The following is a 12,922-nucleotide window of genomic DNA, read 5'->3' as shown; positions in this document are numbered from 1 at the left end:
TTTAGGTTCATAATAGAAAGTGTTAGCTAGAGCCTATTTTTCTGATTTTGCACCCCAACGATTTATTGAATTTACCTGTCATTAATGTAAATAAAATCTATATTTTATTTACTCTTCAAAGTATCTCTCCTCAGTGCCACCATCAGTCAAGATGACAAGATAGTCACACTCAACATCATCATTAATCATGATTCCCACTGATGCACTGGAAGCCATACCTTTTTCCATTAACTCATCTGCTGTGAAATACATTCCACTCTCAAAAACCATTTCATTGGACAACATTCTATTTGCCATCTCAATATTCATCTCAATACGAACTACATCGTCTTCCATACAAATCATCTCCTAATTTTAAATTTATCTGTTGAACAGTGTCATAAACGATCCCGTAATCTCTTTGATCCGATTTGTAGTCTGTGGATGAAATACAATGCAATCATATTTCCTATCACCACTAACACCACCTACATATGCTTTAATCGGAATACTTGCCGAATCAAACTGCTGATTAATGTTATTGACTACACCTGAAATTCTCGGAATCACTTCAAAGCCATAACTAGCTTCAGCAATAAAGATTGTATACGTGGTATCATCATCCATCTGGAAGGATAATGAATTATTCTGCGCTGTAATAACTAGTGTCTTATTGATCTCATTATCTCCCCAGATCCTGCTATAAATATCGGTATAGTTGTCCATATTAACCTCTCCTTATTAACCCCTGCCTTTCGACAGGGGCATGTATTTTTAGATGATAAAGTAGTATCCACCAAACGTACCACCGACATGGAAATACGACTGTAAGTCACTTGCATCTCTCTGTCTGATGAGAGCGAAGGTATCAAGATCATTGTCTCCTGCTACTCTTGGATAAAGGAATCCATGTAAGTCTGGTCTTGATACACCCATCGTAGATTCGACTTCAGAAACTTGTCTAACCTCAAAGTGACCAACCAATTCACTTACACTGTAAATCATCATGGTAGCACTCAGTTCTTCTCTATGTTTAACGTACAGATTTCCTTCAAAGTCATAAGGAACTCTGATCTCCATGAATCCTGCAATCTCTGGTCTGCTGACTGCAACATATGAATCTAAAGGCGCATAATGCGGAACCTCAATCGTTGCATTCATATCGCTGTTATCACGTACTTTTACGATCATGAATCCACCAATCTCAGGACGAGATACAGCCATTGATGCTCTTACATCTTCATCGATAGTGTTTTGTACTTGAAGTCTACCATTCATATCATGTGATCCAATTGCACGAACCATCAGTTTAGCTTCGATATAATCTCTACTAATCGTCAGGAATGAACTCATATCACTATCTCCTGCTCCCCTAACTACGAGTTTGGATTTCAGCGAGATGTTAGGATCAACTGTGAACCACGCCACTAAATCAGGTTTGCTTACTGAGACGATTGACTCTTTAGAATCACTTGTTTTTATCTGCACTGCGAACGTTGCACCGATCTCACTCTTATCTCTCAATGCTACTGAGAGTCTAGCATGTTGATCTGGCTTGCTTGCATTAAAATAAGAGTCCATATCGTTGAGTACTGGAACTTCAGGTCTGTGAACGTACAGGGAGCCTACGAACGAATCATCCCAACCATAGTCACTGTGAACAGTCAACATTGCATTCAGGTCACTGTTGCCAGCACCGTAAATGAACATTGTGGAGTTAATTTCAGTTCTACCCAAACTTTGAATCTGATTTGTGATATACGAGATATCAAGTATAGGCTTAAATCTACCTTCTCTCGTATAGAAGCTTGTAGAATGACTGTCGCTTGATCTGATGATTAGACCGAGGTTATTTACATTTCCATCTACCCACTTCAGGAACAATTCTCTTAAGTCAAACTCAATGTATCTTTCTACCTTATTGATGGTATATGTGTTACTTATAAATTCAATTGCATTTGGCTTATTGGCATGTGTAACACCCATCTCAAACCACTTAGCATCTGGCAATTGCAACTCAATGTTAGTTTCATCCAAGAAATCACCAACATAATACAATCTCATGTTTGCCTTCTCTAGCAACAGCAAATCTTGCACATATGTTCTTACGTTATCAAACTTGATGAATGATTCTAAATATTCATCTTCCACAGATGATAATGAATTACCTATCATCATACGCTGAGAGTCACCATAGTTGATTGTCTGAAGATCACTTCTACTTCTTGTTGTAGAATCTTCTGTGCTCACGATCTCTACATTCTTTCTTGGTGGAGGTAAAATCTCAAATATACCAAACATCCTATTGTTAGGTCTGATCTCCAAGAATGAATCTAAATAAGTGGAACCTACAACTTCCAAGAAAGCACTAATTTCACTGTTACCACGATACTTGATGTCCAACGTAGCATTAAGGCTTTCAGTTGCCTGTGCTCTTACGCTCAAGCGAGAATGTAATGAATCTTCTCCTCTTGATCTGATCAACATTGTTGAATCTATTTTACTATCTCCTGTTTGATACAAAACAAAAACACCCTCTATTTTATTAGAGAGTGTTCTTATTTTGAGTGTACTGTTTAAATCCTCGTATTCCCAAACGTCATTCATTCATCCTCACTTCCGATCTCATTGTATTGAGACTTATTAAGCCCTGTCTGCATTCATCCTAATTTCGAATCTTCCAGATGGTGTCTCATCTGCTGTTACCACTGTGCTGATACGCACAGCAAACTCAACCTGTTCTCCTGCTTTAAGTACATCAGGATACAACAACTCAGGGAGTGGGATAAATGGTGATTGCTCTTTAGACAGTTCCACTTCTACTCCATTAAGAGATGGCTGTATACATGTTAGAGAGATGTTTTTAACATCATAACCAATATTATTCTTCAACAACACTTTCTGATCAATGGTTGTTTGTCCTGCTATAATCTGTCCAAAGTCCATATATTTCAATACTTCTCCGAAGGCAGTACTGAAGAAGCTTCCTAATTCATCAGTGAACACTAATCCTGAGTGTGTTCCTATAAATGTCATTATCCAAGAGTCCGTTTGACCCCAATAATCTTCGAATTCAACCTTCAGCGTATTATCTACACCAAAGTTAATCATTCTGTCGTCAACCACAAAGTTGATATCAAATGGAGAATTTTGTAATGGGGTAAACTGACCATTCGCTGGATAATATGGACTACCATTCAAGCTAACACGATATCTAACCTTACCTTTGTCCACATCATCTAATACACCTTTAAGCTTGTTTCCTAAGAAGGTCAAGTTTATTGTTGCTGTTGTATTGAGAAGATAAAAGGCAACATCTTCAACCTCTACGCCATTTCGTGCCGCTTCAGCAATCATCTTAACATCTTGAAGTTCTACTTTATTCGTATAGTGCTTACTATCATCAAGGTAGTATCCGATTCGAGTGATCTTCTTTGTCTCTTCGAGTGGTATCTTATTGAATTCATCAATACTCATACCCTTATTCCTGATGATCGTCTTATCAATCATGTCTAATGCTCTCCATTTGTCAAATCGATAAGTCATCCAAGTCAATCCAGAGTCTAGAGAAACAACGAATTTCAAAGTGCCATCAATATGTTCGGGTGCTATCGTTGCAACAATTGACTTTAGACCACCATGTAAAACAATGTCTGATGGTTGCACAATTAATTGTTCAAACGGTAGTGCGTCATACGTTAGCATCATGTCCCGATTACCTGCAATTACCTCTTCATCATTCGTCCATGTAACCACGTCAAAATCTCCCTCAAGTTCATCCAATGGGGAGTAGTTAGCCGTGACATTCAGTTCTGATGATGTTTTACTTGGATCATCTGTATAGTATAGAACGTCTACATTATCACCCAATTCTTCGTAGAGGGTAAACGGTTCAGTTTCGATTGTAATCGTTGATTCGGTTTGATTAGGGTCGTCAGTGTACTCAATGATTTTGATCTCTTTGTCTTCCCATTCTTCCGCTAGTGTGAAGGGATCGGTTTCGATGTTAAAGGATGTTTCTGTTTTGGTCAGGTCGTCAGTGTAGTGACACAGCTCCACTTCGCCAGTAAGTTGTAACCATGCGGATTCAGGAATAAGTTCAAGGCTTGAATTTCCATAATTAAGATAATCTTGTTCTGACACAGTAATACCTATATCAACCCACATAGAATCAGAGTAATACTTATATAGGTTGTTGTTGAGGATAACAGTTTTTTTTTGATAAATTATCTCAAAAGGCTTTAATTGACCTGATGCGACAATATCAATAGCATCTAAATTCACAAAGGAAGAAGTATTTGTTATTTCTACACTATGTTCAGTATCATCTAAATTTAGTAGTTCAAAAGCAACTATCTGATTTTTTGTTGCTCCTGATTGATTCATACTATAAATAGTTTTATCAATTTTTACTTTCACGTCAGAATTATAGGTAGTGCTTATTGTACTAATTATTCGAATTTTTTCCCCTGTAAAATTAAATCTTATACTAGCCGAAATATCTGAAGAGGCTGTTAAGGTTCTATCGTAGTAATTAGTAGAACTGTAATTGCTCCACGTTCCAGTATAACCTATGTTAGCATCTGCGTTATCAAACCTTTGCCACCCTGATTCTGGCGCTGTTAGCACTTGTCCTAATGCCATTCTCTCAACACTCCTTTCTAAATTCTAAATTAAAAAATCATTTCACGGACTTATGTGATTGATGCTTTCTTGATTGGTATTTTTGATGTGTCTATTTTCTGCTTGAAGACTTTGCCTGAACCTAGTAATTCTGACGAACTATTTATATCACTTATCGATGCAATATTGTCATATAAATTTATATCAACACCTTTACTCATTCCATACTTGTTAAAATCACTCTCTGATAACGAAGGAACTTTTACAAGCTTTGGCACGATTATTTCAAACATTTTCAATTCATTCACATCTGTATAGTTTGCAAAACCATTATTCGCAGTCCAGTTTAATCGATACATTTTAAATTTCATATTGTGCCAAGAATCATCTAAAATATATTCTTTATCAGTGAACCTAACTGTCCATGTCTGATCGACCTGTCTATCCAATACAGTCCAATTCAAACCATCGTTTGAACCTTCAAAATTCCAATCTTTAGGCATTTTGTTTAGGTGGGTCGAGTCGTTTGATCGAACTACATACTTATATAAAGAGATGGCAACAGGAAATTCATATCCCAAACTTCCAACTCCCGCACTACCACTTGCTGAAACGTATCCTTCGGCATCATCAATACCGTTGAATGCTTTCCACGGAGGATAAGTTGTATTATACATATTTTCAGCAAAAGCCCTGCCAGATGGTACAGTATCAGATGTCATTTTAGGTATAGATGTACTTGCACTTTTACTTTCGGATATGATGGAAAGTGTTTCGCCTTCTGATGAAATCAAGAATTTATTCGAAGGATAAAATCCATAGGCTGTATATCCGTTCGGGACAGGATGCACAAATGGAGTTGCTCCAAAATTCACAGTAAACACTATTGTATGAGAACCAGAATTCCTAAACCATGGAGCGACTTCAGTAAGAGATTTTATATTTGTATGTGATACACCCATACTTACACCGTTTTTATAGTATTCAAGGGTTCCATTATCCAAATCTAGTGCGATTCCAATTACATCATTTATTTGCCACGATGACCCATAAGCCGTGTTTTCGGGATATTTGTTGCCATTGCCAGTATAGATACTTCGGGTTTTTTCATCTGCTTGACTATTTGTTGTAATAACAAAACTTTTGTCTGCGATTCCTATAAATAATGCATTAGTTGCACCTGAAATATATTTAACTTCCCAATACCATTTCCCTTTCGTCTTGTAGTGTGTAGCCCTAATATTTCCTACACCAGTAAGTGAGTCTGTTAAATTATTATTAGTCAAAACATTTCCTGTCCCATAAACATCTAGAGGATTAAGTGATACATTTACAAATGGCACTAATATCAACTCCCTTCAAGATAAAATAGAACACATCATATAGATGTGTTCATAAAATTTAGCCAAGCGTAATTTTATCCACTCGGCGTTTTGACATATCAATTGTGTGTTCAAAGATTTTACCTGAACCTAATAATGATTTATCATTTTCAACTGATTTTAATCTGTCTAGTATTTCATTGACAACAACTCCATCAGATCCATACTTTAAACATTCTGTTTCTTCTCCTTTTGGCAATTTAAATAAGGTGTACCCACTCAAGAACTCAAACATCTCCAATTTAGCAACAACGGTTATAGAATTACCAAAGTTTTCCTTTACATGCAAGCGATAGTAAATATAAGGATGGGTGTTCTTAATATTAAATTCTCTAGTTTCACTTGCGTTCCATACAGAAGTAATGCTTTTCTCATCTAATACAATCCAATTCACTCCATCATTTGAAGCCATGAACGACCATGATTTTGGAGCACTATCCTGCGCGGAATTTCTGCAAGTAATTTTATATTTTGATATTATCTTTGGAATCGGGAACTTATATTGAATCCAAGCATTCGTTACTCCTGTTGCTGTTGCCCAAGCATCTTGTCCATTTATATTGGTTTGATTGAATGCTAAGTAAGGCTGGTAGCTAGTAGCACTAGAGACTGAACTAGCAGACGCTTCTCCACTTGGTGCCGTATTAGATGTCATTATAGGTATTGCGTTATTAGTTGAAAATAAAACAGGAGGAGATGCATAATATCTCCCACCAGATAAAAGTAAGGTTTTATGCTTTATATCATAATGCGAATATCCTTGCGGTACTGCATATGAGAAATCCTTTTTATCAAATCTAGCGGTTGCAGTTGAAGGTACATTAGTTCCTGATGGATTTCCGTAAAAAGGATATACAGTTCCAAGAGATTTTACGTTAGTAAACGCTACGCCTTGTGACGCACCATTCTTCCAGAACTCAATTGTTCCAGCATCCATATCCAATAGTACGCTTATGATATCTCCTGAGCCAAAAGTGACTCCATAAGAAGTGCCCGAAGTTCCTCCCCACTTAGCCGCTCCACTAAAATAACCTCTATGATTTGCAGTGTTCCATATCTGTCCGCCTGTGGTAGTGCTAGTTACACCTACTATTGCACCTGCACTTTGTATCAGCACCTCCCAGTACCATTTACCTGAAGATACTCCATCTCCAGTAGCTATCGTAGACTGCAAGTGAGTAGGGAGTGTAGCAGTTAAATTATTATTACTCAAGGTTACGCCAGTAAATGATCTCCATGATATGCTCATATCCTTATTAATGCCCCCTCTCTATATGAAACGATTATTCTATAAACAAAAAGAAGTAGAGCGTTTAAGCCCTACTTCACACTTACACTTGTTATTTCAAAGTACTTCTTCAGATCAATACTTCCTTTGAATATCTTGCCTGATCCTAGTGCTCCATTGGCAGTCATAGTCTGAATGAAAACTTCATTCTTCCTATCAAATACAGACAGATCATCCATTCCGTCACTAATAAAAGTGTCTTCCGATGGTAAAGTTGCGGATATTGTCTTCCAAGTTAAAGCTTCAGCGTCAAACCTTTTATACGATCCTTCATGATTAATAAATGTTGATTGCATTGGACGAGATGTTATTTCAAGCAAAGGTCTATAGCCAAAGGAATTACCATAAGTATTTGATGCTCCAGCACTTAGAGAACTCGCAGTACTACCACCTCTTCGCATACGAGCAGAGGAATTCCCTGCCACTGTTGTAGTGTTCCAAGTAAGAAAACCATAGTTCCAAACTAAATTGTCTCCAGCAGTGATTGTTCCATTCAAGTTTGAATTAACAATATAATTTATCCATTCATTGTCTGCATCAGCACCATTTATTCCACCAGTAGGTATTCTAAAATCATAATCATACTTATGATCATTCATATCCACTCTTACACCAAAAACATGTCCAGCAGAGTTGAGACTGTCCCATGAAATGGTATGCTGAATGGCACGATCTGCAATCAGTACCTTTTTGCCATTGTATTCGTCCACCATAATGAAGTAAAAATCACCATTTGGTGTTGCTGTACTTGTAACAGGAATGAAACCAGAAACTTCTTTACCAAGTCCACTGAATGAACCAACCGCTCCTGAAGTCGCAACGTAATTGCATCTGATCCGCTTACCAATCTCAAGTTCCGCAATACTTGTGACTTCATCAGGATGAAACAAACGACCTGTATCGTCAATATCTATGGCATCAATATCTAGACTCCCTGTACCAAAAGCCAGTTCTACTGTATGCTCTATATTTGTGAGGTTTATCTTTTCGAATGTTAATGTCTGAAATTGAGAGACTCCATTTTGGCTAAAAGTTTCTTCAACTCCATCTATCTTAATCTTAACATCACCTCTTGCTGGATCACGATAGCCTATAATTCTTAACTTTGTCCCAACAAATTTAAACGATGCTTTAGCGTTCACATCCGTACTGTAATTATTGCTCCCGTTATAGTAAGAAGCATTCGAAGTATTTATCCAACTGCCCTCGAATTTAACTTCACCTCTTTGACTATCATACCTCTTCCACCCTGCTTCTGGTGCTGTAAGTGGTTGTCCTAATGTAGCCATCTATTACACCTCCATATATTCAAATACAGGACGAAATCCAATATAGTTTTGTGATGACGAAGATAGTGTAAAAGCTATATCTCTATTGTCTGATCTTGATTCATATCCACGCACAATTCTCATGGCACTAGTTGCACTTAAAGATGTTCCAGCATTTGTAGTCCATGTGCCAATAGCTGGAGATTCTTTAGTCCAAGAAAAAACATTAAGATGATGCCAAACATTATCATCATTGAGCTTCACCTTTCCACCCAAATGACCATTTTTGATATACTCATCCCACTCATTAATTGTAGGGAATGCTCCAAACCCTAAATCCTTCATGCTCAAATTTCCGTTTGCGTCTGCATATCCAACACCGCCAGATATGCTACGGACTATTCCAGAGACACCACCAAACGTTTTAGGCAACCCTTCAATGATTTTACTACTGTTCATGGAATCCCATGTTACTGTGTGATGCCTTATCCTATCAGAGATCAAAAGACCTTTATCTACTTTAAGAGCGTACCAGTAATAGTTGTTTAAACTTGCTGTACCTACTAGTCCGCTTACAGGTATTTCAGTAGTACCAAGAGTCCCATCTATAAACTGTTCTCCAGCAGAGTCGTATCGCCAAACAATATAATCACCGATCTCCATGTCTGCTATGTTTGCTCTTAATTGTCCTGTCGTTGCTGGAACTGGCATAATATCACCCCTTCTTTACTCTAATCTTATCTAGCTTTTTAAACTTAGATCCTTCAATAGTGCTTATAAACACCGAACCATCTATATTCATCTTTTCAATATAGTTCTTTTTCAGAGACAATGAGCCACTTTCACTCTCAATAAATCCATTGTCATACTTGCCGATCACATCAAACTTATCTGCGTAAAAATTAGAATCTAAACTCTCTGAGAAAATTTCAATCTTGATTCTTGCATATTTAGCAGGAGCATTAGTGATCGCTCCTGTAGGTTGCGTTTCTTCATATTCGCCCCACGTAAAACCATCTTCAGATGTTTGAACATAAAGTTTGTAGGTTGCTCCACCAGCTATATCTAATGTTCGTGCAACATTCTTAAACGCTGTAATCTTATCTTGTATAAGAATGGCTTCGGACTCCCAATATCCATTTCCCACATAGATCGGATTGCCATCTGAATCTTTTCCTATTTCAACAAGTTTAAGAACATTATCCTTAAAAACTGTATCACTGAATTTACCTTTAGATAGATCGACTCCAATACCTATCTCTTGAATAGCCATATCATCTCACCACCATTTATTTAATTGTCCAGTTAATCATTCCAGCCATATCTTTCTTCAAGTCTGCTTTGATTTCATCAACCACCGCACCATTCCTACGAATGATAAGTTTCCCACCCAAGTCTTTATCAGCAGATATTTTAATCTGCATGTATGCAGACTCGTCAGCAGGAATAGCCATAACGCTTTGGAAGTTGATATTGACACCAGACAGCTCCATTTTCTTTTTATATCCAACATTGTATTGCATGATCTTATGGGTAAATGCACCCTCACCCTTTGCCATTGGATGTGCATCAGATACAGCATCTTTATATGTGATCAAGTCGTTATAAACCATTGCTCTACCTGTGAGTGGATATTCAACACCATCTGCTTCATATGAGATTGTGATTCTGTGATTGTTGATCGTGAATACGCCATTACCTACATCGAAGTAAGCTTGAGAGTCTTCTCCAATCAAACCAAACTTAACAACCTTATTTCTGTCGATCTTGTAGAAATCATTTGACTTGCCACCTACGAAATCAAACTCTGCAAGATGATTTCCGTCATAATATTCAGCCACCCAAACAAAACTCTGTCCCTGTACAGGGGATTTCGTCATCTGACGATTACCTAAAATAAACATAATTGAAAACCTCCATTGTATTGGATATAGTAGATAAAAATAAAAAGGATGAAGAACAAATTAATGTTCTCCATCCTATAAAGTGATTAGTAAAGCTGTATTTTCGTTTAATATAACAGGACTTTCTTCAGTTCTTATACATAGCGATAAGATATTCTAATTTTAAAGTCTTGTCTTCCGGCATCAGCATTAAGCGGAACGACCGCCTGCAAGGTTACAGTAATAAAGTTACCAGCAGAGTTTGCAGGGCTACCATCATTTTGTACGCCATAGATTTCTTTGGCACTTGGCTTATGATTAATTGCTACAGTATCCCATACAACCGAACCATCTGTAACTGATGTTCCTGCTGTAGTAGGCCATGTAGGTGCTGAACCACCCGATGTACCTGCTGTAGTAACAACGTAAATATATCCATTAGCCACAGAAGGATTAACTGCTTGTCCAACTGTATAAGCTGTACTTGCTACCCAAGTAGTAGCTGTAAGACTCTTACGGTGTTTGGTTGTTCCTGTAGTACCAATCGCCTTACTGAAGTCTGCACCAATTTTAGAGGATGCTTGACTTAAATCATTCTCGCCAAGTGAATCTACTTGAGCGTGGAACCAGTTGTCTTTTACAGATTGAACGATCTTACCAACAGTATTACCTAGACCACCATCCATATCACGAGTTGTGATTGTGCAATCTTCCATTTTAGATACATCAGCTATACCGCCTTTATTATTCCAAACGTTAAACGTAAAAATATTACTTTCATCTCCTGCGTCAATAACTCCAAAGTCGAATGGAGTTGGAACTTGTGCCGCATGTGTAGAGTCATACCACATGATAATTGGTTTTGCCATTTATATCATTCCTCTCAAATTATATAGTTGTTTCAATAATCACTTCTAACGTGACATTCTGAAGATTTGCTCCTTGCTGAAGGACTTCGAGCCTGAATAGATCGCCTTCTTGCACATCGCTATCAAATATTGTTGCAGTTCCATCATCGAAGTACTTGTCATATCGAATGAAGACATTATTGGTCATGATCGTATTCCAATTGACCATATCTCTTGATTTCTGAATGACAATCTCTGTGTCTGTATCACCTTTGATTCCACATAGAGCCTTAACCCCGATAATATTCCCTTTGAATGGAAATCTAGCAATTACTGATTGAACACCAGTAACAGGAAAAGAAGGCAACACAAAAACAAGCACTCGCTTCGAGTATGTTTTCTCGTCGATTACTTGTAGTCTTTCATAATCTTCTTTTGACAAAAGCCCATCGATATTTTCATCTGCTAGAGGAATATTTCCTCCAAACATATCAATCGGAACCCAATCGATCCCATCCCAGCGATATCGAATACCAGTATCATAAACTTGCACTGTCCATCCAACTTGCGGGTTCGGATACTGAACAGCAATATCTGTCTCCAGATTCACATAAGGAAGAAAGACAAGCCTTGTTGTTTGATATGCATCCTTAGCCATATCAGTAGCTACAATTGCTTCTTCTTTGGCTTTAATGGTTTCGCTCGTAGCCTTTTCAGATTCATCAATAGTGTCCAACATTAAGTCTCGTATCGCTTCATAATCTCTGATTTTCTTTTCTGCGTCATATATACTTTCTTTTACTCTTTCGATAATCTGATCTAAAGACTCTACTACATCATTCATCTCATCTTGATGATATATTCTACTTGAGGGATATTGAATAAATCCTCTACCCTTGTATATAATGTTCACAGTTTTTGACTCATGAGATTCATGAAACTGAATGACTCCTGTCGAATAGTTAACGCTGAATTGATTCTCTAAAATCATCTTCTTTGGAACACCTTCATAATTTATTTCCATTAGTCCAGCAATCCTTACCCTTGTAAACTTGTCTGGGATTTCAGAAAGAACTACTTTTTGCATTCCCACTTTCAAATACTCTGCCCTATCTATATAGGGATCTTCTGCTGTGCCATCTCTCCATATAATATGGATTGGATCAAGATATGAATAATCTGAATATGGCATGTTTCTCACCTCCTTTTCAGCTATCATCCAATATTCACATTACTACTTCCACCACCATTTATAGTAGAACTTGTTCCTGCGTGAGTGCTCACACGAGAACCTTCTACCGAAACTGATTTGCCGCCAATAAATACACTCTTGGAATTTCCCACAGATACACTACCTGAAGCACCCGAATGTGCTCCACCTGTGTATCTTCCATCAGGAATGGAGTACTGATCTGTTTCGTCTGTTCTGTCTCCTTGTAGTACGGGATTCTTCCCATTAATGAAAACACGACTAGAGGAAGCTATGCACTTCCCCTTGACAGTCGCACTCGTTGTATAACCACCAACCCATCCATACGTAGGCCATCCATCTGAATCGGTTCCAGTTTGCTCATATCTTTCATAGCTTATATGACCACTTGCAGTCGTATCAGCTATTGTTGCATCATTTAAAGCTACTTTCGGCATTTAC

Annotated in this window: 13 protein-coding genes; all 13 read right to left on the bottom strand. The window is 37.6% G+C overall.

Going from position 1 to position 12,922, the window contains the following annotated elements:
• Nucleotides 1-108: 108 nt before the first annotated feature.
• Nucleotides 109-336, bottom strand: coding sequence for a hypothetical protein (locus tag AC4E8D_RS32585; RefSeq protein WP_490206547.1), 228 nt, complete (start codon nt 334-336; stop codon nt 109-111).
• 24 nt (nt 337-360) lie between these two features.
• The gene (locus AC4E8D_RS32580) at nt 361-705 is read right to left on the bottom strand and encodes a hypothetical protein (protein WP_490206546.1); all 345 of its coding nucleotides are present in this window, start codon (nt 703-705) and stop codon (nt 361-363) included.
• Nucleotides 706-753: 48 nt separating this feature from the next.
• Entirely contained in the window at nt 754-2,586 is a 1,833-nt protein-coding gene (locus AC4E8D_RS32575; protein ID WP_490206545.1) for a DNRLRE domain-containing protein, read from the bottom strand.
• A 36-nt stretch (nt 2,587-2,622) separates the two neighbouring features.
• Nucleotides 2,623-4,623 (bottom strand): hypothetical protein, encoded by a 2,001-nt coding sequence (locus AC4E8D_RS32570; protein ID WP_490206544.1) that lies wholly within the window; start codon nt 4,621-4,623, stop codon nt 2,623-2,625.
• 50 nt (nt 4,624-4,673) lie between these two features.
• Entirely contained in the window at nt 4,674-5,945 is a 1,272-nt protein-coding gene (locus tag AC4E8D_RS32565; RefSeq protein WP_490206543.1) for an SPRY domain-containing protein, read from the bottom strand.
• A 58-nt stretch (nt 5,946-6,003) separates the two neighbouring features.
• Nucleotides 6,004-7,233 carry an SPRY domain-containing protein gene (locus AC4E8D_RS32560; protein WP_490206542.1) on the bottom strand — a complete coding sequence of 410 codons (1,230 nt, stop codon included), beginning with the start codon at nt 7,231-7,233 and terminating at the stop codon, nt 6,004-6,006.
• Nucleotides 7,234-7,304: 71 nt separating this feature from the next.
• On the bottom strand, nt 7,305-8,561 hold the full coding sequence (locus tag AC4E8D_RS32555; RefSeq protein WP_490206541.1) for a hypothetical protein: 1,257 nt from the start codon (nt 8,559-8,561) through the stop codon (nt 7,305-7,307).
• A gap of 3 nt (nt 8,562-8,564) precedes the next feature.
• Nucleotides 8,565-9,251: a hypothetical protein gene (locus tag AC4E8D_RS32550; protein ID WP_490206540.1), complete on the bottom strand. Its 687-nt coding sequence runs from the start codon at nt 9,249-9,251 to the stop codon at nt 8,565-8,567.
• A 4-nt stretch (nt 9,252-9,255) separates the two neighbouring features.
• Nucleotides 9,256-9,813 (bottom strand): hypothetical protein, encoded by a 558-nt coding sequence (locus AC4E8D_RS32545; RefSeq protein ID WP_490206539.1) that lies wholly within the window; start codon nt 9,811-9,813, stop codon nt 9,256-9,258.
• Nucleotides 9,814-9,829: 16 nt separating this feature from the next.
• A complete protein-coding gene (locus AC4E8D_RS32540; RefSeq protein WP_490206538.1) occupies nt 9,830-10,444 on the bottom strand; it encodes a hypothetical protein in 615 nt (204 codons plus the stop codon).
• A gap of 134 nt (nt 10,445-10,578) precedes the next feature.
• A complete protein-coding gene (locus AC4E8D_RS32535; RefSeq protein ID WP_490206537.1) occupies nt 10,579-11,292 on the bottom strand; it encodes a hypothetical protein in 714 nt (237 codons plus the stop codon).
• 19 nt (nt 11,293-11,311) lie between these two features.
• Complete coding sequence (locus AC4E8D_RS32530; RefSeq protein ID WP_490206536.1) at nt 11,312-12,463, bottom strand: hypothetical protein; 1,152 nt, start codon at nt 12,461-12,463, stop codon at nt 11,312-11,314.
• 23 nt (nt 12,464-12,486) lie between these two features.
• On the bottom strand, nt 12,487-12,918 hold the full coding sequence (locus AC4E8D_RS32525; RefSeq protein WP_490206535.1) for a hypothetical protein: 432 nt from the start codon (nt 12,916-12,918) through the stop codon (nt 12,487-12,489).
• Between the last annotated feature and the right edge of the window lie 4 nt (nt 12,919-12,922).

It is taken from the genome of Paenibacillus sp. SRL342 (assembly GCF_984798905.1).
This window is presented reverse-complemented; position numbering and strand designations above follow the sequence as displayed.

What these genes read in the sequence shown, in the direction of transcription:
- AC4E8D_RS32585 (WP_490206547.1), bottom strand. Translation starts at nt 336, where the DNA reads ATGGAAGACGATGTAGTTCGTATTGAGATGAATATTGAGATGGCAAAT.
- AC4E8D_RS32580 (WP_490206546.1), bottom strand. Translation starts at nt 705, where the DNA reads ATGGACAACTATACCGATATTTATAGCAGGATCTGGGGAGATAATGAG.
- AC4E8D_RS32575 (WP_490206545.1), bottom strand. Translation starts at nt 2,586, where the DNA reads ATGAATGACGTTTGGGAATACGAGGATTTAAACAGTACACTCAAAATA.
- AC4E8D_RS32570 (WP_490206544.1), bottom strand. Translation starts at nt 4,623, where the DNA reads ATGGCATTAGGACAAGTGCTAACAGCGCCAGAATCAGGGTGGCAAAGG.
- AC4E8D_RS32560 (WP_490206542.1), bottom strand. Translation starts at nt 7,233, where the DNA reads ATGAGCATATCATGGAGATCATTTACTGGCGTAACCTTGAGTAATAAT.
- AC4E8D_RS32555 (WP_490206541.1), bottom strand. Translation starts at nt 8,561, where the DNA reads ATGGCTACATTAGGACAACCACTTACAGCACCAGAAGCAGGGTGGAAG.
- AC4E8D_RS32550 (WP_490206540.1), bottom strand. Translation starts at nt 9,251, where the DNA reads ATGCCAGTTCCAGCAACGACAGGACAATTAAGAGCAAACATAGCAGAC.
- AC4E8D_RS32545 (WP_490206539.1), bottom strand. Translation starts at nt 9,813, where the DNA reads ATGGCTATTCAAGAGATAGGTATTGGAGTCGATCTATCTAAAGGTAAA.
- AC4E8D_RS32540 (WP_490206538.1), bottom strand. Translation starts at nt 10,444, where the DNA reads ATGTTTATTTTAGGTAATCGTCAGATGACGAAATCCCCTGTACAGGGA.
- AC4E8D_RS32535 (WP_490206537.1), bottom strand. Translation starts at nt 11,292, where the DNA reads ATGGCAAAACCAATTATCATGTGGTATGACTCTACACATGCGGCACAA.
- AC4E8D_RS32530 (WP_490206536.1), bottom strand. Translation starts at nt 12,463, where the DNA reads ATGCCATATTCAGATTATTCATATCTTGATCCAATCCATATTATATGG.
- AC4E8D_RS32525 (WP_490206535.1), bottom strand. Translation starts at nt 12,918, where the DNA reads ATGCCGAAAGTAGCTTTAAATGATGCAACAATAGCTGATACGACTGCA.